At 44.8% G+C, this 22,220-nt stretch carries 14 protein-coding genes; all 14 read right to left on the bottom strand.

What is annotated here, in order from left to right; all coding sequences use genetic code 11:
* Positions 1-53 precede the first annotated feature (53 nt).
* The 14 genes from RQP52_RS17445 to RQP52_RS17380 all read right to left on the bottom strand — a co-directional run bounded on the left by RQP52_RS17445 (position 54) and on the right by RQP52_RS17380 (position 22,219).
* Positions 54-1,847, bottom strand: a complete 1,794-nt coding sequence (locus RQP52_RS17445) for an S-layer homology domain-containing protein (protein ID WP_315953060.1) — start codon at positions 1,845-1,847, stop codon at positions 54-56.
* Between the two features lie 78 nt (positions 1,848-1,925).
* The gene (locus tag RQP52_RS17440) at positions 1,926-8,228 is read right to left on the bottom strand and encodes a discoidin domain-containing protein (protein ID WP_315953059.1); all 6,303 of its coding nucleotides are present in this window, start codon (positions 8,226-8,228) and stop codon (positions 1,926-1,928) included.
* A 157-nt stretch (positions 8,229-8,385) separates the two neighbouring features.
* Positions 8,386-9,693: an ABC transporter substrate-binding protein gene (locus tag RQP52_RS17435; protein WP_315953058.1), complete on the bottom strand. Its 1,308-nt coding sequence runs from the start codon at positions 9,691-9,693 to the stop codon at positions 8,386-8,388.
* 112 nt (positions 9,694-9,805) lie between these two features.
* Positions 9,806-11,446, bottom strand: a complete 1,641-nt coding sequence (locus RQP52_RS17430; RefSeq protein ID WP_315953057.1) for a response regulator transcription factor — start codon at positions 11,444-11,446, stop codon at positions 9,806-9,808.
* Between the two features lie 38 nt (positions 11,447-11,484).
* Positions 11,485-11,736 carry a hypothetical protein gene (locus tag RQP52_RS17425; protein WP_315953056.1) on the bottom strand — a complete coding sequence of 84 codons (252 nt, stop codon included), beginning with the start codon at positions 11,734-11,736 and terminating at the stop codon, positions 11,485-11,487.
* A gap of 80 nt (positions 11,737-11,816) precedes the next feature.
* Positions 11,817-13,616 (bottom strand): sensor histidine kinase, encoded by a 1,800-nt coding sequence (locus tag RQP52_RS17420; RefSeq protein WP_315953055.1) that lies wholly within the window; start codon positions 13,614-13,616, stop codon positions 11,817-11,819.
* A 258-nt stretch (positions 13,617-13,874) separates the two neighbouring features.
* Positions 13,875-15,893 carry a beta-galactosidase gene (locus RQP52_RS17415; protein WP_315953054.1) on the bottom strand — a complete coding sequence of 673 codons (2,019 nt, stop codon included), beginning with the start codon at positions 15,891-15,893 and terminating at the stop codon, positions 13,875-13,877.
* 35 nt (positions 15,894-15,928) lie between these two features.
* Positions 15,929-16,810: a carbohydrate ABC transporter permease gene (locus RQP52_RS17410; RefSeq protein ID WP_315953053.1), complete on the bottom strand. Its 882-nt coding sequence runs from the start codon at positions 16,808-16,810 to the stop codon at positions 15,929-15,931.
* Entirely contained in the window at positions 16,807-17,691 is an 885-nt protein-coding gene (locus RQP52_RS17405) for a carbohydrate ABC transporter permease (protein ID WP_315953052.1), read from the bottom strand. The genes RQP52_RS17410 and RQP52_RS17405 overlap by 4 nt, the downstream gene beginning before the upstream one ends.
* Positions 17,692-18,141: 450 nt before the next feature.
* Positions 18,142-19,428: an ABC transporter permease gene (locus tag RQP52_RS17400; RefSeq protein WP_315953051.1), complete on the bottom strand. Its 1,287-nt coding sequence runs from the start codon at positions 19,426-19,428 to the stop codon at positions 18,142-18,144.
* Positions 19,421-20,326 (bottom strand): ABC transporter ATP-binding protein, encoded by a 906-nt coding sequence (locus RQP52_RS17395; RefSeq protein ID WP_315953050.1) that lies wholly within the window; start codon positions 20,324-20,326, stop codon positions 19,421-19,423. Before RQP52_RS17395 ends, RQP52_RS17400 begins: the two co-directional genes overlap by 8 nt.
* A 149-nt stretch (positions 20,327-20,475) precedes the next feature.
* Positions 20,476-20,931 (bottom strand): DUF420 domain-containing protein, encoded by a 456-nt coding sequence (locus RQP52_RS17390; protein WP_315953049.1) that lies wholly within the window; start codon positions 20,929-20,931, stop codon positions 20,476-20,478.
* A gap of 18 nt (positions 20,932-20,949) precedes the next feature.
* Positions 20,950-21,807, bottom strand: coding sequence for a cytochrome c oxidase assembly protein (locus RQP52_RS17385; protein ID WP_315953048.1), 858 nt, complete (start codon positions 21,805-21,807; stop codon positions 20,950-20,952).
* A 94-nt stretch (positions 21,808-21,901) separates the two neighbouring features.
* On the bottom strand, positions 21,902-22,219 hold the full coding sequence (locus tag RQP52_RS17380) for a cytochrome C oxidase subunit IV family protein (RefSeq protein ID WP_127453745.1): 318 nt from the start codon (positions 22,217-22,219) through the stop codon (positions 21,902-21,904).
* Position 22,220: the final 1 nt, after the last annotated feature.

The following is a 22,220-nucleotide window of genomic DNA, read 5'->3' as shown; positions in this document are numbered from 1 at the left end:
AAGTAAGCCTGCTGAAAGCAGGCTTACCGTACATCTTGTAATAAACTTTCTACTCAATTGATCAAATTCGCATATTGCAGCACTCGTTTGATAATGACAGCCGCTTCAGCACGAGTGGCTACATCTTGAGGTGCAAACGTCGTTTCTGTTTTGCCGTGAATCAATCCTTTACCGGCGGCATCTGCCACCGCGCTGCGGGCATAATCCGACAACAGGTCTTGATCGGCGAACGGCGCATTCGTCGTGCTTGCGTTAGATGCTGATGTTCCCTTCACGAGTCCAATCGCTTTCATCATCATCACGACCATTTGCTCTCTTGTAATCTGTGCATCCGGTCTGAATTGACCCTCCGCGACGCCTTGAACCAAGCCGTACTTCGCCGCTGTATTTACTTCTGGGGCGTACCACTGCGTAGCTGCGATATCTGTGAAGACATTCAGCCCAGCCTCTGCAGGCAATCCCAGACCTCGTACGAGCAAGGCGGCAAACTCAGCGCGGGTGACTTGCATCTCAGGCGTATACGTACGGTCCGAAGTCCCGTTAATAATCATTTTCGAAGCCAACTGTTCCACATCTTGCTGCGCCCAGTGACCGATCATATCGTCAAATGTTTTCTTGTTTTGAACGATCGCATACAAACTGTTTGTGTTTCGAATCACCTTCACTTCGGTTTTACCGTCTTTCACTGTAAACACGGAAGGCACAAATTTCATTTCTCCTGTAGCTGGATCATAAACGACCGCCGTAGCTGCAGAGGAGTCTTGAATCAATTCATCTACATGAATAACGCGAGTGACAAAGCTATTGCCGAAGCTATGAATTTCCACTTCTTTGTCCTTGGTTTTCAGAATGACTTTATAATCAATCATATTGCTCACACGCACCATGCCCTTATCGGAAATGGATTGATCAAATTTCGTTTCATGCAGCGATTTGGCCTTATCGATATGAATGATCAGCGTTGCTCCTTCTACGTCAGCTATACCCGAGAAATCCGCCTGGTTCAGGATGGACATCGGAAGATCGTAAGTGCCCAAGTGGCTTCGCACGCTCAAAATTGTATCTTTATGATTCTTCAGGCTGTCGAGCAACGTCGGCAACGGTAATTGCAAGGCATTCAACTCACGCTCGCCAGGAATCTCAAAGCTCAAAACGGTGCCGCTGCCCGCTGCTTGTAGATCCGCTAATTTCTGTGCCAGACGTTTGCTGTCTATCACTGCTGTTACAGAGGTTTGGCCGTCTTGTGTCGTTTCAATCCGCAGCTCCGATTCTTTTGGTACATAGAGTCCCGGGTCTTCTTTTGTTGGTGGAGTTACCGTGCCTCCTCCGCCACCGCCAACAGGACCAGGAGTCGTCCCGTTAATTTTTACGGCAGCTTGTGCGTTAACATTCCAAATAGACGGTAACTCTTGCGATGTCACGGTTGTCATCTTTGTCAAAGTTACGTTAGCTTGTCCGCTCTGTTTAGCCTTGAAAATCAGTGTAAACATAGCTAGATTGCCATTTTCCCCTGCTTTATTGTTCATTTTGGAATAGGCAAATGTGACTTGAGTGCCCGAATCTTGTACGATTTTAAACCCTTCAAATGAGCCGTACGATTTACTGTTATCGTTTTCGTCAAATTCCAGACGGTCTGCATCATAGTTTAAAACAGCTTCGTAACCGTATAAATCCGTTACATTATTACCTTGGATCATAACGACCACATTGTCGCCGACGGTTACTTGAGAAGCATTTAGATTCACATTAAATGAAGGGATTCCGGCAGCACCTACAGCCGTACCGAATGGGATAATCGTGAATAAGAACATCACAGCCGTCAAAAATAACCCTGTTTTGCGTAACATGGGGTTCACTCCTTCTGAATATCATCCGAATATGGAAAGAGAAAGGGCTGGCCTTCCTCTTCCATTTCAGATTGATTGTTATTGCAGGATCCGTTTAGCGACTCCTACTACATCGATAATGTCAATCTTGCCGTCATGATTGAAGTCGGCAGCTTTGACCTTGTCCCAATCGCTTGCTGCGGAAGTCTTGCCATAATTCACCGCTACTTTACCCAAGTCTCCGATATTAATGAGTGTATCTTCATTGACATCTCCTGGCGCATAGGTGGTGATGAACTGCTCGTTAAACGTTTGTATCGCTTGGTTTAACACGATGGCTGCGTCATCCAACTGCTGCTGGCTAACCGCCGGAGTCGCATTGACGGCAGCGGCTGCTTGAATCGCAGCTAGCAGTACCGCTTTGGAACCTACTGCATGCTGTCCAACTTGCGTTCCTTCTATCGCACGATCATAGATGGACTGTGCCATATTGAACACCGTTTGCAGCGTTGTCTTATCTATGGCTTCAGCCGCTGTAATAGAGATCGTTAGATTTGCCACGGAGGCATCCATCTTTTGACTAAGTGCATTAGAAAGGGCTACCTTGGTTAGATTCAGATTGGTTGTCGGGGATGATTGTTGAGGTTTTGCCCTCCAATTCATTCTGAATATATCTCCGCTTGCTGTAATAGCTCCCGCTTCTCCTTCGCTAATCGCGATAATCCGAACTTGACCCGGTACATCCGTTATCGTCTCGACCGCTTTAAAACCGGATTTCAATGAATCCGCCGATACAAATTCAATCGCATTCGCATCATAGCTTAGCTGAATGTCTGCCGCATAAACGGTGGAAGATGGACTATTCGTGACGTTTGTTAAACCAAAGTTGGTCGAGAATTCAGCTCCTGCTTGAACCGCTGCAGCTCCTGTCAGCGTAGCATGAGGCACATCGGTCGGTGTCTGACCGCTGATCGTGACATAATTGAAACCTTGAACACCGCTGCCGTCAGCAGCTGCCGCCACCACTTTCACAATTCCGTTCGTATTTGCCGTAAGCAGTCCACTGGCGTTAATCGTTGCTTTATTGGTCATCGTGAGACCATCGTTTTCCCAGACACTCCATGTGACTTGACTGTTGGCATTCGAAGGCAGTACTACGGCTTGCATTTGCAGCGTGCCGCCTTGTGCCGTTATCGTACTAATGCCGCCTGCGCCGCTCACAGAAATCGATTGAACAGGGTACACATTATCAGTTACGGTCACGTTCGCAACAGCCGGTATCACTGTGCCGTCTACAAGTCCATTCACGTTAAAGCTGCCAGCCACCGCATACTTAGAATGAGCCACTGGGTCCCATTGAACCGATTTTGTCCCCGTTGTGGCATTGTTATAAACGACTGTGACATTGGCAGGCAGAATTGGTGGCACATAGGTAGCTGTAGCTACAGTCACTGGCGGAACGCCTGTAATGACTGGTGCACCAACTTGCTCCCACTTCGCATACAACGTGATATCCGTTGCCGGAATCATGTTCACGCCGAAATCCCAGCCGACCGTCAAGGCTTCATCTTGATACCAGCCCGCAAAAGTAAACCCATTCTTCACCGGAGCTTCAGGCGCTGCAATATTGGAACCTTGTACAGCTCCGTACACGGAACGAACCTCACTGCCACCGTTGCTGTTGAAGCTCACGGTCGTGCCTGTTTTAAAGACGGAGAGTTTCCACTCGTAGGACCAGCTTGCGCCAATCGTTCGGTTCTGGGTATTTATCTCGAATGGAAGCCATACATATCTGGAATCCTTCAGATCATTAGGGTACCAACGATCGGCCATAAAAATGAATTTATTCGGTACGATATCGCCATTGCCATCCCGGTAAGGCAGAACATACGTGCTTTGGCTATCATGTGTCGTGTGTTTCCAGTCGTCCACAAACGGATCACCTTTATGTTCCCATGGGCCGAATATGCCATTTGTCGATACATGATATTCCGCTTGGTTCGGGTTCCAACCCGACTGTCCGGATGTAATCATGTAATAGACACCATCCTGTTTGAACATCGTCGGCGCTTCTCTGTACCACGGGAAGGCTCTCACATAATGAGTACCTTCCACAGACTGGCCGTTCGCATTCGTAGCCGGACCCGTGTAGTCATCATCCAGCATCGTGATGACAGTCCTCTCGTTCCCTTCGGATGCATAAATCAAATAAACTTTGTCATCCGTCGCATCATTGCCGTCATCGTCTACATACAGCGTCATGTCGCGCAGCATGCCTTCGCCTTCGCCGCCACCCCATCCATTGTTCGGCAATCGGGATATGCCGAGAAACTTGAATGGACCCGCTGGCGAATCGCTGATCGCAACGCCGCCTGCCGCCGTCCAATACTTACCGGCGATCGGCCCGTCTTGATGCCACCACATCACATATTTATCCGTTTTCTTGTTGTAGACAACCTTCGGACGTTCAACAACTTTATCCCAGTTGAAAGCTTTATACATCGCTTGCTTCTCTGCATTCGTTTTATCTACGTACAATGCATTAAGCTCAGCTATGCGTTCAGGTGAATTATGTTTGCTTAATGAATTAACCGGCGATTTCATCGAACCTGTATAATCCCCATAACGATCCGTGATATTGACAACTCGATTCGGATCGAATGGTACTCCGCTGTTCTTATACGTATCGCTATTCTCGTCCAAATATAAAGGCAAATTCCCACTAGGCAATACCGATTCGCCCAATTGCGGGTTGTTGAATACCGGCAATACAACCCCTTCATTTTTCCAGTTATACAAATCTTTAGAAGAGTACGCGTGAACGCCTGTTACCGGTACATAACCTGAGCCAACATTATTCTCCGTTTTGTCTTCGCCATACCAGTAGTACGTTTTGTTTTTCTCGTTATACAGAATGCCTCCGCCATGAACCTGAATTGGAACGCCATCTCCATCCAGCCACACTTCACCATTTTTAATGGAATTCGTTTTACCTACGGTCTGATATAAATTGTATAAGTCCTGCAGAGTGTTAGTGTAGTAAGGAATGCTTTCCTCAGTTAAATCGCTGAGCGTTCCGATCGATGAAACTTTACTTTCAATCGTCTCCGCTACTTTCGGGCTAATGCTGGACGCCGTGCGTAATTGCGTAATGGCATTCTCCAAGCTTGACGTATCGAAGCCTGTGGATTTCTTCTGGCTGACAGCAATCTCTGCGGCAGTGAGTGTATCACCGTCGCCGCCTGTAGCAATAGCCTGAATCGCTACATATCTGGCTTTATGCGATTTGAATGTTGCCGATTGTGCGCTGGAGCTGGATGTGTCCCAAACGCCATTCGCGGCAAAAGTGAAATTCTGATCCAAATAAGCTTGCGTACCGTCTACCGGTTTATTGGTTAAATCCGCATCGCTGTAGTAAATCTTAAATTGCCCAATTCTTCCGTTCGCCTTATCCTGCCTTGGCGTAACCATAACTTTTCCAATGTCCGGCTTGTTCTGACCAAGATCTACAATGATGTAATCCCCAGAGCGGTATTTTCTTCCGTTCGCGGCCCAATTGGATTCATAGAACGTTCCGTTGTTTGTATCCAACATGAGGCTAGAAGGATTAGAAGCATAAGCTTCCGGAGCGTAGAAGAGACTGATTCCGTTAGTCTGCTGTTCATTGCTTTGGATTTTCGCGATCTCGGCAGTGAGTTTGTTTGCTAGGCTCGCCATCTCTTCCTGGGTCGCCGTACTGCTGTTCAACAGCGCCGTACCTTGCGTGAGCAATGTTTCCAGGTCAGCCAAATAGGCAGGATCACCCGAAAAATTATTAATGAACGTAGTCGCTGTAGCCATCGTATTGTTGAGTTTGGACGTATCTAGGGTAAACCCAGCTCTGTTGAAAATATTGATTTCAGCAGCCGATGCATACTGCTTGCCTGCATCACTTTTCGAAGCAAGTGCGGTAAACTTCACATAGGAAGCGCCGTGTGCATTAAAGGTTGCCGACTTCTCCAGTCTGTCTGCATCCCAGTTTCCTTCGGCAACTTTAGTGAAAGCGATACCATCAGGGCTCACGGATATTTCAAACTTGGTCACAACCCCGTTCCAATCCACATCCTGCCTCGGCACATAGCTCAGCTTGTAAACACCGTCATACGCCTTGCCAAGCTTGTAAGTGATAGAGTGAGGAAGCGGTGTATAGGAACCATCCCACGCCGTATGCCATTTCGTACCGATGTCACCGTCCAACGTTTTCGCTGGTCCTTCACCGGATGCGGAACTGTCTGCCGTTGCCGTCATTTGGCTTTGCGGGATCATTCCGAACGAATTAGATTGCTGAATGTATTCAGCGGTAATTCTACCTGCGATGTTTGTGATAGCTTCTTGTGTCACGTAAGCGGTATCCCGAACTGCCTTGCCCTCGTTAACTAAAGCTTGCAATGCCGTCAAGCTTGCGTCAGTAGCTATCAATGCCTCTGCGCTGGCAATTGTCTGGTTCAGCATATCCTTATCTACGGTAAAACCTGGTTTTCTAAAAATGTTGATCTCGGCAGCCGATGCATATTGTGCTCCCGAACCATTCGTTTGCTCCACTTTCAGCCTTACATATTGTGCAGCGGTAGACGAGAATGTTGCCGTTTTCTCGGTTTTGTCGTTATTCCATGTGCCTTGCGCAACAGGATTGAAAACGGTGCCGTCTGTGCTCGCTTCGACGGTATATTTGGTAATAATGCCATTCCAGTCGGCATCTTGCCTTGGTAAATAGCTCAGCTTGTAGACATCATTATAAGATTGCCCAAGGTTATAAGTAAGGGTATGCGGACCTCCGTCGTAAGGATCCCAAGACGAATGCCATTTGCTTGAAGCATTCCCATCCAGTGTTTTCTCAGGCCCTTCTCCGGATTGAGCACTGCTCGCCGTTACACTCATTTGACTTTGCGGAATTACCGTATTACCCGTATAGGATGCTCCGTCAATCACAAACGTTGTAATTGATTTCGGGCTAACTGTCGTATTTAATGTTTTATTCACGATAGGAACATTTGTATGCCGCTCTACATTCTCGGCAGCAGATGAAACATATGGCGTTGCAATCCCTGTGACAGCATCAAACTGTGACATGTCTAAAGAAATGTTTTGGCTAGTCGTGTTAGCATTTCTGTATACAACATAGATTTTATTCTTGGAAGGATCATACGCGGCTAACGTGTTATCATTGTTATCTGCAATGAATCTGGATCCCTGCGGGATAAATTTGCTGAATTGCGCCATTGCGTAATACTTTTTACCGTACCACCAATCTTGTGTATCAAAATCTGCGTGAAGGAGACCCCAGTTCATGTTTTCCTTCTGCATGTTTTTCTCGCTTTCAATCGCTTGCCAAAGTACCCAAGCCTTAGGTTCAAGCCAAGTAATATCCGTCATAATTCTTTCTGCCAACGCCAATGCCGGTTCAAAATCATCGTGATTGTGAGCAATTCCCGATGGACCAAGATCCACTTCAGACATCCATAGCGGTTTGCCGGCATTTTTAGCTGCATCTCTGACCGCAGTTCGGTTCGACCCGCTGTACGAGTGGGTATTCATTTGTCCTATGTTCGCTTTGGTTGTTGAATCATAGGAGTTCCAATCCGTCATGAACGTGTCCACACTAGTCTCATCCATCGCAGAGATTGCGACAGATTGAAGTCCTTTGGAATCGAGTTTGGCACGAGCCGCATTAATCATTTTCGCTTGCGAGGCCGTATCCCAGTGAGAACCCTCTTGCCCCCCGCCAAATCCCCAATAATTCGTATTCGGTTCATTGATCGGCGACAGTGTGTTGAACTTAATCCCCTCAGCGTCGAAATGTTGGACAACCGTCGCCAAATAGTCTGCGAAATTATCATACTCCGTCGATTTCAAGTTATCTTTCCAAGCATCCGAATTCCCCGTCGTACTTCCACTTACCGTCATGTAATACGGAGCGGAATTGGAGAATGCCTCCAATTTATTAGCCCCTCTTGCTATGGCAGCTCCCAGCCACCAACGTTGATTCGCATCCTGTGTCCAATCGTATACACCAGGAGAAGGGGAGAAACCAGGCACTTCACCGCCTTGGCGCATTGTATCGTACGCAGGATTTTCACCACCGCCAATGTTGTATCTGGCAATATTGAAATTCAATCCTTGCGGCGAATAGAGCGCATCGGCCAGTGCGTTTTTAGTCGCATCATTCCAACCGCCTGTAACATTTCCGAACCAAGCTAGCGCCGTTCCCCATCCGTCCCATGATTGCTGCATGTTGCTCGGATCTAAATTGATTGATGTTGTAGCGGCACTTGCCTGCTGAGCTGTTAGACCATAAAACGCAGGTGTAACTAACGAAGCAGCAAGGCAGGAAGCAAATATTTTTCGTCCAACTTTTGTTGTCATCAAGACAACCTCCTTCTAAGATGGCATAACCACCAAAACCATAATTTGGAAACGCTTACCATAGTAGTTTGAAAAAATGGAAATCGATTTGCATCAATTTCCTTTAAATGAGGAGAGAAGATGACAAGCCATCCCTCTCCCGCTTACATGCCAAACCTTACTTGCTGGCTCTTGCTTTCGTCCATTTGTCATTCAGATCGTTAGCAATCTTATCTAGTGGTGTTCCGCCCATCATCTCTTGGCCCAGATTTTTCCAATCCAATTGGATGGAGTTTACATATTTATTGAAGTTTTCGCCGCCTGGACGATAGTTGAATTCTTCCACTTTGTTGGCTTTGTAGAAGTCATTCAAGAACGGAACATCTGCCTTGACACCCTCCATGACGGAGTTGGCTTGCTTCTTGTTCACATAGAAGGAATATGCATCCGAGCCAAACATCCACTCTTGGAATTTCTTCGCTGCTTCTACGTTTTTGGATTTGTTGTTAATCCCGAAGAAGTTATCCGTGAACGTCATTACTTTCAGCGGTTCGCTTTCAGAATGACGAGTAGGAAGTGGGAATGCTGCAAGGTCATCGATATTTCCTACTTTCGATTTGTATTGCGGCAAGTACCATAGTCCTGCGGCAATGACAGCTGCCTTCTTCGCTTCAAACAATCCTGTTGCTTGGTCATTGCTTAATCCTAGCGGATCTGCTCCCATCACCTTGGCATCATACAAAGCTTGGATATCGCTGTAAGATTTGTAGAAAGCCGTACCCTTTTCAAAAGGTTTGTCCATGCCGGCGATTTTGTCGTAATAATTTTCGTCACCGGATGCTAACAGCGGCATAAATTCATTGAAAGGATAGTTCGGCCAGGAGTCCTTACCGCCCATCGCATAAGGCTGATATTTACCGCTCTTCTTAATGTCCGTTAATACGCTTACAAACTGATCCCACGTTGTCGGAACACTTAAACCTAACTCTTTAAAGACACTCGGATGATAGTAAACAAGTTCAGGGAAAGAAATAACCGGTAGTGCCAGCACTTTACCATCAACAGCAAATTGTTTCGCTTTTGTATTTTTAGCCGTAACGCTCAAACCATCCAGCGGCAGAAGTTCCGCTTTGAAATCGTTGATGAAGTTAGGCTTCAACTCGATAATATCCGGCAATTCGTTAGCGGCTAATCTAACTTTCATCGCTTGCAGGTAGTCGCCGTCACTTTTGAAAGTTTCAACTTCCATCTTCACGTTCGGCATAACGGTTGAGAACTCTTTTACCTTTTTGGTCCAGCTATCCAGGAACTCGCTGTCGCTATCCCACATGGCAAGTTTCAATGTAACCGCATTCTCTTTGGTACTGTCTGCTGCTGTAGGAGCAGCTGAAGAGCTGTTGTTCGCAGGCGCTGTATTCGCGCCGCAACCTGTTAATCCAAACGTTAGGGCAATGGAAAGTACGGATGTAACTAATTTCTTTTTCATAATATTTCTTAACCCCCTTAAGATAACGTAACCTATTTACATCTATATATTACAGAAATACAGAATACGCTTTCATTGATATATTTGGTGATTAACTTGATATATTTTGTGCTCATTCTTTTTTCCTTGAATAATTATCCCGATACTTTTGAGGGCTCATTCCCCGATATTTCTTAAACACACGGCTGAAATGTTCCGGGTTCTCATATCCCACCTTAACGGCAATTTCATACATTTTCATTTCCGTTTCTATGAGCCTTGTCGCCTCATTAATCCGTAGTTTTGTCACATATTCAATAAAATGTTCGCCTGTTTCTTTCACAAACTGTTTGCTCAAATGGCTCTCGGTCACCTGCGCCCAATCACTGACTTGCCCCAACGTAATAGCCGTACAGTAGTTTTTCTCTACATAGCGTTTGACCCTCTCCACCAACCGCTGCGGGTTTTCTTCACGAATTTTATCAGGATGCAATAAATCCGCCAGGAGAAACACCAACTTCTCAATCCACTCGTGTAAATCATCACGGAACGTGAATTGCTCAACAATCTCATAAGGCCTTCGTCGCGTTTCAATGACATGCGTCCAGTTCATCCCTTTGGCATGCAGTAATGCCCCTATATTCCAAATCAATTCTTCATAAATCGGGAGAGAGCTTTCCAATGTTACATTCGGCATCTCGCTTAATTGACTTAACCCCGTGTACAATTGCTGCTGCCACTTGCTATCTCCCTTCTCCATAAGATACATCATCACCGTGTAATCATAGGGCGTAGGCAGCACTTTCTCGTTCACGCTCACCGTTTCGGGATAGTATACACGCCCAGGACCTTCTGAAAATCGCAAGCTGGCCAATCCCTTCGCCTGACTATATCTGAGATGCCAGTTTTTCCAGTCTGTGCATGATTCTGCTACTCCCACGGATAGTGAGACATTTAAAAAGTTTTTGACCGTATTGCGCAAAGAATCCAGAAGTTCCATTACGTATCCACGTAAATTTAAAAAGCTAGTCGATGACTCAAAACATAGCAGAAGGGCATACTCATCCTCTTGAACCTGCAATAATTCATAAGGGTGTTTAACGATTTCCATCCCTTGTTTAATGATCTTAACTAAATGATCCTGATGATCCATACCGGCGTGCCCCGGCAAATTCGCAGCGGGCGATGGTATATCCGGCAAAACAGATACGATAACATGCTGAAAATTCACAAATTGCGTCATCCACTTTTGAAAGGAATCGTCCTGCGTTAAATTATGGCTGTACATATAATCTTTATCGCATAACAGGCCTCGCAGCCAGGTTTCTCGCTGCTTCAAGTCGGATTCACTGTTGCTTTTTATCAAATTCGCCGTAGTGATCGATTTCTCTTCGATCTGGCTAATCGCCTTTTTGATCACAGGAATGATATGTTCGGGATCGAGATCCGCCTTCATAATGTAATCGACTGCTCCAAGCAGGAATGCTTTCCGCACAAAATCAAAATCTGAATACGCACTAAGCACAATACTAAGCGGTGGATTAGTCAAATTGGCTTCCTGCAATTTAGATAGTAGAGTAAGGGCATCCATAACTGGCATACTCATATCGACAATCATCAAATCAACGTCCTGATGTACCGATATGCGCTGCCATGCTTCATAACCATCCGCAGCTTCTGCCACTACCTCACAGTCCAAATCGCCCCACGGAATAATCGCCCCCATGGCTAGTCTTACTAGCGGCTCGTCATCGACGATCATGACTCTAAACATTCTTTTCCCCCATTCTAAATAAAGCCGATATTGCTGCCTTAATCCTGAACAATGACTTGATCGTACTTTTGATCTATGATTCCTGGAACTTCGTATAGTAAATAAGACCGACCGCCCACTTCTCCGCGAAAGGAGCTGGGAAAGGACATGTACTCTTGCTTGGATAGAATAGGCAGAACAGCTATATCAACGGATAGCCCGAATTTCTCCTTCAACGACAAGGCTGAAAGAAAGCTTTTTTCAATGAGGATGACTCGATCATATTTGGTATCATATAAGCAAAATTTCATAGGAAAGACACGCCCCCCTTTATCCGTTTTCTCTATGCATCACGGACAGCAGCAGTTACTTACAGTTTATAAACATCGGTCTATGATGCCTGCGAATGATCCGGATCATTCGATAAGAGCGGCAGTATGACAATGACTTCTGTTCCAACCCCTAACTCACTGTTAATTTTCAAACCGTATGGCTCGCCGTAATTTAATCGAATCCGATCATTAACATTGGCAATACCTATCCCGCATAAGGACTCTACCTTCTTCTCATGCAGCAAGGCTTCCATTGTCCGTTGTTCCATCCCTTTTCCGTTATCCGTGATTGTGATGATGAGTTGATCATTATTTTTTCTACTTGTAATTTTGACGATTCCCATAGCTTCTTTGCCGTAAAATCCGTGAATAATGGCATTCTCCAAAATAGGCTGCAGCAGCAACTTCAGTACATAGGTGTTTGTCACACCATCATCGATGTCGTATTCGACCTTAAACCGGTCACCATAACGCACCTTCATAATATGGATATATTTCTCCAAGCTTTGCATTTCATCCATTACTTGAATGTAAGAGCCGCCGCGATGAAAGGTTGAAGATAACAATTTAATAAGAGAATCCGTCATTTCCACCAGATTGGTAGCCTTGGACAACATCGCCATAATTTTAATGGCATTAAGTGTATTTACCAGAAAATGAGGGTTAATTTGAGATTGAAGTGCATCGATTTCCGCCCGTGTTTTCAGCTTTTCTTGTTCTTGCCTTTCAATGATAAGCTCCTGTATACGGACGGTCATATTTTGAAATGTTTTACCTAATGAATAAATTTCCAATGGACCCGCAAGCTCCAAATCCACATGAAAGGATCCGCTTTTCATTTTATTCATTTGGAAAATGAGCGATTTGATTGGGCCGACGATACTCCGGACAAGGAAAAACGAAACGATCAAAAATATGATGAGTCCTGCCGCGGAAACATTCATCACTAGTTTATAGATCTCTCTGACTTGGGCCGTCATCTGCTCATATGGCGTAATGTAGATGATTTTCCATTCCGTCCGCTCCATGGTTAGAAAAGTGACAAACATCTTTTCATCGTAAACCATCGTTTCAAAATTGCCGCTTTTCTTGTTCCGCGCTTGTTCAATCGTTTGTTTTTCAATGTTTTTACTTTTATCTTTACTTGTATCCAGCATGATATTCCCACTACCGTCGAGGATAATAAAACTACCATCCTGGTTAGACGTAGATTCTGCCAGATTCTCAAATGTTTTGGCTTGTATCACAAAATAGATCATTTCTACATCACTAAATGATCTTTCGTACTGGGGAGCTATTGCTGCGGATAAAATGTATTTGTCATTTGATTCAATCAATACATTCTCTTCAGTTCCGAATAACAAAACTCGCCCTTGGTTTTGAAGCGTTTTCTGATAAAGATCCGTACTCTTTAAGAGATTTTCGTTAATCCGCGTATTAATATTATGAAAATGGGTGCCTTCAAAGTAATAGGCGCCTCCGTCGCGATAAACGAACATCGCGGAAACAACATCGGGCATATCGTGCAAATAATTTTTCAATTGATTTTCTAATTGGATGGAAGAGTTGAATAGGTCTTTGGATTGTGTGCTGCGATGGTAAGACGTAGCAAGTGAAATTAGATTATTATCCGAGGCAATTGCGGCAACCGTCCTGATATATCTACTTTTTTCCTGATCGATGGAGTAAGAGACTTGTTCCAATGTTTGCATAGTGCGTGAAGTGATATTAGACAACAAAATATCTGTATAGGCTCTTAATGACAGAAACGCAACTAAAACAATAGGCATAACGATCACAAAAAAGAACATGACGTACAGAATCGATGTGATTGGCCATCTCTTTTTAAAAATACGCACTGGCCTTCCCCCCGTTTTCTCAAGTTACAACTATGCTGTGAGATTACACATTCCGGCAAAATGACGGGAAAACTGGGTACCAGGTAATTTGTGTAAAAGTTGCTACGCTTTCATTTATCCTTGATCGCGTATTCACCAATTTTCGACATGATCTACCGTCATCATAAATTTTATTGTGAAAAACGTCAACCCCCTATTAAATCCAATTAATTACAACAAAAGATAGAGAAGACATTGCTGTCTTCCCTATGGAATTAATCAGGAACAAACTTCTAAAATAGCTACTCCGTACGGTTCAACCACTAACGTCCGCTCATAGACTCGATGTGACAATAAATCCTTATAGGATCCAGCATTTAATAGAATCGCTGTTTCGTAAGCATTATGATTCAAAACAAAGGTATACGTTTTATCATCTTTCTGTCTGCTTCTGATCTCTACACCTTCTGGAGCATGATGAGCCATCGTCAAATTCAATCGTTCACAGATAGTTTTGCTGAACTCTTCCAAAAATCTCTGTTCAGGGTCAGTTGCTACATAATAAGCTTCCCCTTGCCCGTATGTATTTCGGGTGATTGCTGGCATGCCGGCATAAAAGTCACGTCCATAGACGCCAAGCGCCTCCGCTCCCTCAAGGTGCAGCAAATCGCACAAAAGTCCACATTCGTATTCGCCATGAAGTTCCCCAAACGTCGAATGCATCATAATTTTATTCGTCATTTCCGGTTGGAGCGCATCAATTTCCTCTACCCATAGGCCGAGCAAATCGCGTAATTCACCTGGATAGCCGCCTAACGTTACAAGATCATTTTCGTTCACAATCCCGCTGAAAAACGAAGTAACGAACGTTCCACCCTGTTTCACAAACGACTTCAGCCGGTCGCTCACGCCAGGTTTCAACATATACATCACTGGTGCGATAATTAATTCATATTTGGAGAAGTCACTAAGCGGGCTAACGACATCCATACTAACATTTAAATCATAAAAAGCTTTGTAGTACTTCTGAGCTTGCTTGAGATAATCCAGATCCACGCTCGGACCGCTGGTCATTTCTACTGCATTCCAAGTATCAATATCGAACAACAGCGCTACTTTGGACTCCGTTACGGAATCTAGAAGCGTACCCCCTAACATCTGCAGCTCCTTTCCTAATTGTGTGCACTCTCTAAATACTCTTGTATGCTCATGTCCTGCGTGAGCAATCAAAGCACCATGATACTTCTCGCACGCACCAACAGAACGACGCAATTGGAAGAACATAACCGTATCTGCCCCGTGCGCTATCGCTTGATAGCTCCAAAGCCGCATAACACCGGGCCGTTTGAGACTATTGTAAGGCTGCCAGTTTTGCTGGCTTGGCGTCTGCTCCATCAACATGAAAGGTTGTCCGTCCTTTAGCCCTCTCATGTAATCATGCCTCATCGCGACGTTGCTCATTGGTTCATTCATTTGGGGATAACTGTCCCATGAAACAACATCCATATGGTCAGCCCATTTCTTCAAATCCAGTCCGTTAAAAAATCCCCATATATTCGACGTGATTTTAATGTCCGGTGTAATCCGTTTAATGATATCGTACTCGCCTTGATAACACTCTAGGATCGAATCCGACATAAATCTCTTATAATCCAACGCGATCCCTTGGAAGCATCTGTTATTTCCATTCAAATTCGTAGGAGGAACAATCTCTTCCCACTCATATACCGTGTGAGACCAGAAACTCATATTCCATACGCGATTTACAACCTCTAGCGTACCGTATTTCTTCTGAAGCCAAGTACGGAAAGCAGACGCACACGTATCGCAGTAGCAATGCGGCGCATACTCATTCCCAATGTGCCAAACTAGCAAGGATGGATGCTGTCCATAACGCTCTGCCATCTTGGTTGCCAAACGCTGCGAAAACATTCGGTACACGCGGCTGTTAGGGCAGAAATTAACGCGGGAGCCGTGCGTGCGCTTCCTGCCGTCAATATCGACGGGAAGCACTTCCGGATACAAGCGCGACATCCAGGCAGGCTGCGCCGCTGTTGAAGTAGCCAAGCAAAGGAAAATGCCTTCCTTTGCGACTGTAGCAATAATTTTATCCAGCCATTCAAAATCGTATGTATCTTCCGATGGCTGCAGCTTCGCCCAGCTAAACACCGGCAGTGTAACGATATTGATGCCCGCCAATTTAAACAGTCGCATGTCTTCTTGCCAAACTTCCTCTGGCCATTGGTCCGGATTGTAATCACCGCCATAATAGATGGATGGCAGTTTGTCATTAATCATTGGTTATCCCCCCAAAGTTCAATCGTCGAAAAACGCTATTCTTTAATCGCTCCGTCCATTAATCCCGCAAAAATAAATTTACGCAGAACCAAATAAATCAAGATGGTTGGTAACATCACCAAAATAATCGCGGCTGACAACTCATTCCAATAGGTCGCGCGCTCGCCTACAAACGTCATCAACGCGGTTGATAGCGTACTTAGTTTCTTCGAAGGCATATACAAATAAGGAATGTACATATCGTTCATAATATCAACGGCTTTGATGATCGCCAGTGTTGCCGTTGCCGGGAGCAAGAGCGGAAATAAAATCGAGCGGAAAATCCGGAAATACGATGCACCATCCAAAAGCGCGCTTTCGTCCAGCTGCTTCGATATTTTCTCAATAAATTGCAGATAAATGAAAATTTGCATCAAATCTGTTCCGGCATAAATGATTAACGGTGCAAAAATCGTGTTGTAGAGGCCTAACGACTTAATCGTCTGAAAACGTGCTACTTCCGTGGTATAGGCCGGTACGACGGACGCGATGATAAATAGCAGAAAGATCGTTTTCTTGAAGCGGAAATTAAACCGATTGAGTACGAAAGCTGTCATGGCTCCGAGAATAGCATTAATGACAACACTAGTAACCGTAACACTTAGTGAGTTAATTAATCCTACAAGCATATTTGCCTTCTCGAAGGCAACGGCAAAGTTATGGAACGACCAGCTCTTAGGCAGCGCAAACGGCGATGTAGCCGCGAGTTCCGGAGATGTCTTGAATGCGGCGAAAACAACCACTAGCAGCGGAACAAAGATAATGATCGTGATGATCGATAAAATGACGTAATAGAGTGACTTGCCAAGAAAGGAAGACAAATTTGCCTTTTCCACTCTGCGAGGTTTGGCTGCAAGCTCGGCTTGAGGCATGCTCATGATGATTTTTCCCCTTTCTCACGAATCAATAGGTTCTGAATGAAACTGAATGCAATGATCATAACCATTAGAATAATCGCCAAGGCCGAAGCTAAGCCATAGCTATTGAATTTAAAGGCCGTATTGATCGTGAAAATCGTAAACGTACTACTTGAAGTACCTGGACCACCTTGTGTGACAAGAAAAGGAATATCGAAGACTTGAAGTGCTCCCCGAATATTTAAGAACAAAATAATTTCAATAACGCGGCGAATGCCTGGTAAAACGATATAGCGGATCTGCTGCATTTTGTTAGCGCCATCAATCGTTGCAGCTTCATACAGATCATTAGGGATGGATTGCACGCCTGCTAGAAATAAAATGATATGAAAACCTGCAAATCGCCATAAGGAGATCGCGACAAGCGAATAGTTAACGATTTTCACGTCACTGAGCCAGTTATGAATCCAACTCTCCAGACCGACGGCCATCAACACCTCGTTGATCGGACCGTTCACTGGGTTGTACAAATATCCGAAAATATAAGCGACTGCTACACCATTAATGATGTAAGGAAGTAAAACGATAGAACGGAAGAACTCGCTAGCTCGCATTTTGGCATTCAACATAACTGCCAATAAAATCTCAATGGGAATCAACAGCGCATGGATAATAAAATAAAGCCAGTTATTCGAGAGCGATTGCCATACTTGCGACATTTTGAGCGCTTTCAAATAATTTTCAAACCCTACAAAGTGCAAATCTCTGCTAATCCCATTCCAGTCAGTCAAACTGTATTGAAACAGCTTCACCGTAGGGTAGATTAGAAATAACAGCATTAATCCAATCGGCAACGCAAGAAAAGAAAAAATAAGCACTCTTTTTTGCATCATGTTATTCATGTACTTCCCTCATTCCTTCATCAATGATGTTTGTAATGACAGCGGTGCAGGTGCATACCCCTTAGATCATCTTTTTGTAAGCCTAATTTTAGAGAGAATGGACGCGCTTTCACATGATAATTTTTGTGCTTTCAATTGATAAATTTTGTTGGCTGACTAAAATAAAGCCGGAGGAACCGGCTGTCTAACGGACACAGCGGCACTTATTCGGCGAATTATACGCGATATGAAAATCTAACGAACACCAGCGCAGCTATTTACTTGTTTCGACCCTGATTTCGCCTCGAAATCGGCAAATAAGGGCTCCCGTGTCCGTTAGATTTGAAACGGGGCGATTTTCACGAGCTTAACGGCCGTGGTGTCCGTTAGGGTTAACCGGCAAGCATCGCTTCTCGCGACCCTCAAAACATATAAAAAAACGTAGGCAATAAATGCCTACGTTTTCACATTTTAAACCTTATAAGCCCGCATCGCTTTGCGCAGCTCTCGCCATGTAGGCCTTTTACCATACATGAGCACGCCTGTGCGGTAGATTTTAGCTGCCACCCAAGCCATTGCTCCGATCGAGACCAATTGGATGATGATTGACAGCCCTATTTCCCACAAAGCCGGCGAGCTCATCCCTATTCGCAGGAACATAATCAATGGTGAAAAAAACGGGACGAAGGACATCGTGACAACGAACCCCGCATTCGGATTATTTAATCCGAAGATCGCGATCATAAACGCCGCTACGACCAGCATCGTCACTGGCATAATCGCCTGCCCAACATCTTCCGTGCGGCTTACCAATGAGCCAACCGCCGCGAAGACAGTAGCGTAAATGAAGAAGCCTAAGAGATAGAAAATCAAGAAGAATACAATAAGCGAAACCTGCAAGTTTTCCCACTTCAGATTAAACTGTGAGACGAGCTGACTGCTGCTGGATACGCTTAAATTTGCAACGCCTACAGCAATGGAGAGGGCTATCTGCGTTAAGGCCAGCAAGCAAATACCAATGATTTTACCGAACATCTGCTTAAGTGGTGAAACACTCGTGATGAGCAGTTCCATCACCCGCGAGCTCTTCTCGGCAGTTATTTCCATCGCTACCATATTGCCGAAGCCAATGACGCCCATATACAGCATGAATAACATGACATATACGAGTGCATAGGACATCACCATTTGCGACTCCGTCTTGCCTGCAGCCCCTTCATTGTTCATAAGAAGCTGCACAGTCTCTAAAGAGACGGGGGCTTGCATGTTCGCTTTTTGCTCGGGGGCAATTCCTGCGCCTTGCAGGACCACATCTGTTTTAACCAGCTGTAGAGCGGTCTGAAGCTTGTTTTTGAGCGAAAACTCCATCGTTCCTTCGGATTTATAAACCGTTTTGGGGAATCCGGCTACGGTTGTATCTGTAAATTCGAGATAACCTTTTATCGCTTTATCCGCAATCTGCTTCTTAGCGAGCGCCTCATTCGCTGCGGCACTTCCTGCGTCTTGTAGAGGCACGATTACGATATCCGGTTTCTGCTGAGTATTGTAAAAAGCGGCCAGTTTCCCTGCAACCTGCTCTTGTTTTCCCGGGAATACGCCGATTTTCGTCGCTTCATGTGAAGATAGCTTTTCCATGATTGTTGGTAGATGTATGAGAACGGATAAGAGTACAATTAGAATTAGACTCATCACGCGAAAGGATTTAGAGCGGAAACGAGATAAGTAGGTAAATTTTATAACAGTCCAGGTTCTATTCATGCGCGTTTCCCACCTTTTGAATAAAAATTTCATTCAGTGTAGGCTCCATGATTTGAAACCGTTGTATACTAGACTGCTCTATCGCATGCTGCAAAATCCTCTGGGGATCGGCCGTGGAATCTATCCGAATCTGATAGCCGTTCTGCTGCCTTTCCACAAATGTAACACCTTGGAGCTGCTCCAAGCCCTCAACCGGTCGCTCGGTTTGCAAGGCGATTTTCTCTTTTGGAAATGCTGATTTAATCTCCTTCAAGCTCCCCTGCAGTATCGTATTCGAACGATGCAATATGCAAATATGTTCACAGAGCTCCTCCACATGTTCCATGCGATGGCTCGAGAATAGGATCGTTTTTCCCTCGTCGCGCAGGCTTTTCACTGTCTTCTTCAACAACTCCACATTCACGGGATCCAGTCCGCTAAAAGCCTCATCCAGGATCAAAATATCCGGATTATGTATGACGGCAGCAATAAATTGGATCTTCTGCTGATTCCCTTTGGATAGTTCTTCAACCCTCTTATTGTAGTACTCTGGGACGTCGAACCGATCGAGCCAAGCTTTCAGCTCTGCCTCCCCTTGCTTACGGGATAGGCCTCGCAGCTCCGCTAAATAAAGGATTTGTTCGCTCACCTTAATTTTAGGATATAGGCCGCGCTCTTCTGGCAAGTAGCCCATAAGCCTTTTCAACTCTTCACGATAGCCCTTCCCTTTCCACAAAATATGTCCTTGATCGGGATAGATGAGGCCGAGAACCATTCGCATCGTTGTCGTTTTCCCTGCACCATTAGCGCCTAGCAGTCCATAAATTTCTCCTTCCTGCACACGAAGATGGATAGCGTTCACAGCAGTTTTCTCACCGTACTGCTTCGAAACGTTTTCTACCGTAAGCGGGTATGTCATGGATTGAACCTGCCTTTCCGTGGTGAATTGTTTTCATTCTACTATGTACCAGTTTACATGAGATTGGAAAATAAAAGAAATCCAACAAGGAATCCTCGCAATAAAAAAAAGCTGAACACCGTGAATGCTTCACAGGTTCAACTTTTTGATTATAGTCCAAAAATCGCATCAATAACCGGCTTCGTTGTTCCGCCGGGATACATCAAGTAGAGCAAAACATAAACCAATACACCCGTTGGTGCTGTTAAAAGCCATACAATTGCCGCAATGCGGCCAATTTTCTTATGCTTGAGAAATTTGTTTTTGTAGGCAAACCAAAGTGTTATTAGCCCAAGAACACCGCCTACCGTAGCTAAGGCAATATGGAAAAACAAGAATAAGTGATACGGCAGCTTCAAGCTCTCAGGTCCACCGAATGATGTGTTCCCCTCAAACAATGTGCGCGACATATATATAATAAAGAACGCTAGTGCGAAAATGGCACCAAGAACCATCAGTTTTTGATGGGTTTCCCGGTTCCCTTTCACAATATGATACCAGCCGAAACCGACAAAAATGGCACTGATCACGATAAACATCGTAGAAATCGTTGGTAAAATGTGCATCTCCCTAAATCCTTTCCCCTAAGCGCGATTCCAATTACCGCCCTGATTATTCAGACCCTCTTGAGACTCTATAAGATCCATATCGTCCTCTTCCTTCCGCTCTCTGCGGTACCACCGGAAGAAAATATAGGCAAGTGTTGCTCCATAGACAACTTCCTGAACAATCTTCATTAGAACGCCACCCAATTGCTGATCATCCAGAGGCGATAAATGGGCGAAGGGTACGGTTACATTCGCGTACATGTCATAAATAATCGTATCCGCGAAAATAATGAGCGCACAGGCTGGTGTCAGCAGAATACCATTACCAAAGATGTAAGCCATCTTCTTCAAATCATTTAAGCGATTCATCTCAGGCAGTGGACAAAAAACAGGGAACCACATCATGAAAGCGGTGAATAACAGCACCGTGTGGTAACCGAATAGCGATAGATCATGTATCATTAAGTAATCCATAACCAAAGGCATATGGTATATGGAGAAGAGCATGTTAAATAGGAATAGTGCAATCAATGGACGTGTGAAAAATGAAAAAATTCCACGAATAATCGTTATTTTCATCAGCGAACGCATCATCCACGCTGGTGTTCCCAGCCATATGCAGATCGGAACAATTAAGTACAAAATAGTTTGCTGCAGCATATGCATACTGAACAAGAAGTGATGCCCAATATAATTAATCGGACTTCCTTGGCCAATATAGAAAAGAGCCAATCCAATATAGAAAGAAATCTGCTGCGAAGCCGAAACTGTTTCATTCTCAGCGGAATTCCCTTTCCCCTTAGCGACAAAGTGACGATACATATATCCGACAACGACGATCACCAACAGTAATACCGGATTCCACAACTCGAAAAATCCACCAATTTGGCTCATAGCTGATCTCTTTCTCCTTTCAACTTCATGCTAGACCTTCATGCTAAAAAAAGAGGAGGCACTTTGCCTAGACAAAGTTGCCTCTTCCAGTGGTTTACCACCACATCCAGTATACGGCTGTAATAACACCTGTAAGAGCTACAAAAGCTCCTCCCGCAAGAAAAATTAACGGGAATAAGTGTCCTCTCTCTTTGGCGTGCATCCAGAAGAATAACTGGATAATCGCTTGCACAAGCGCCAAAGTGACGATGAAGATCAGAATAAACGAACGATCCAGGTCTCCGTAGAGTACGACTGCAAATGCAAGCATTGTCAGCAAGATCGATATAATGTAAGACAAGTAGTGGTTCAAAGGAGATTCATGTTTTACCCGTTTGCTAGGTGCGTGTGTATCATGAGAATTGCTGCTCATC

Origin of the sequence: Paenibacillus violae (assembly GCF_032461945.1) — a bacterium.
In the GTDB taxonomy this organism is placed as follows: domain Bacteria; phylum Bacillota; class Bacilli; order Paenibacillales; family NBRC-103111; genus Paenibacillus_E; species Paenibacillus_E violae.
This window is presented reverse-complemented; position numbering and strand designations above follow the sequence as displayed.

What these genes read in the sequence shown, in the direction of transcription:
- RQP52_RS17440 (WP_315953059.1), bottom strand. Translation starts at nt 8,228, where the DNA reads ATGACAACAAAAGTTGGACGAAAAATATTTGCTTCCTGCCTTGCTGCT.
- RQP52_RS17410 (WP_315953053.1), bottom strand. Translation starts at nt 16,810, where the DNA reads ATGAGCATGCCTCAAGCCGAGCTTGCAGCCAAACCTCGCAGAGTGGAA.
- RQP52_RS17380 (WP_127453745.1), bottom strand. Translation starts at nt 22,219, where the DNA reads ATGAGCAGCAATTCTCATGATACACACGCACCTAGCAAACGGGTAAAA.
- RQP52_RS17430 (WP_315953057.1), bottom strand. Translation starts at nt 11,446, where the DNA reads ATGTTTAGAGTCATGATCGTCGATGACGAGCCGCTAGTAAGACTAGCC.
- RQP52_RS17385 (WP_315953048.1), bottom strand. Translation starts at nt 21,807, where the DNA reads ATGAGCCAAATTGGTGGATTTTTCGAGTTGTGGAATCCGGTATTACTG.
- RQP52_RS17425 (WP_315953056.1), bottom strand. Translation starts at nt 11,736, where the DNA reads ATGAAATTTTGCTTATATGATACCAAATATGATCGAGTCATCCTCATT.
- RQP52_RS17445 (WP_315953060.1), bottom strand. Translation starts at nt 1,847, where the DNA reads ATGTTACGCAAAACAGGGTTATTTTTGACGGCTGTGATGTTCTTATTC.
- RQP52_RS17435 (WP_315953058.1), bottom strand. Translation starts at nt 9,693, where the DNA reads ATGAAAAAGAAATTAGTTACATCCGTACTTTCCATTGCCCTAACGTTT.
- RQP52_RS17400 (WP_315953051.1), bottom strand. Translation starts at nt 19,428, where the DNA reads ATGAATAGAACCTGGACTGTTATAAAATTTACCTACTTATCTCGTTTC.
- RQP52_RS17415 (WP_315953054.1), bottom strand. Translation starts at nt 15,893, where the DNA reads ATGATTAATGACAAACTGCCATCCATCTATTATGGCGGTGATTACAAT.
- RQP52_RS17405 (WP_315953052.1), bottom strand. Translation starts at nt 17,691, where the DNA reads ATGAATAACATGATGCAAAAAAGAGTGCTTATTTTTTCTTTTCTTGCG.
- RQP52_RS17395 (WP_315953050.1), bottom strand. Translation starts at nt 20,326, where the DNA reads ATGACATACCCGCTTACGGTAGAAAACGTTTCGAAGCAGTACGGTGAG.
- RQP52_RS17390 (WP_315953049.1), bottom strand. Translation starts at nt 20,931, where the DNA reads ATGCACATTTTACCAACGATTTCTACGATGTTTATCGTGATCAGTGCC.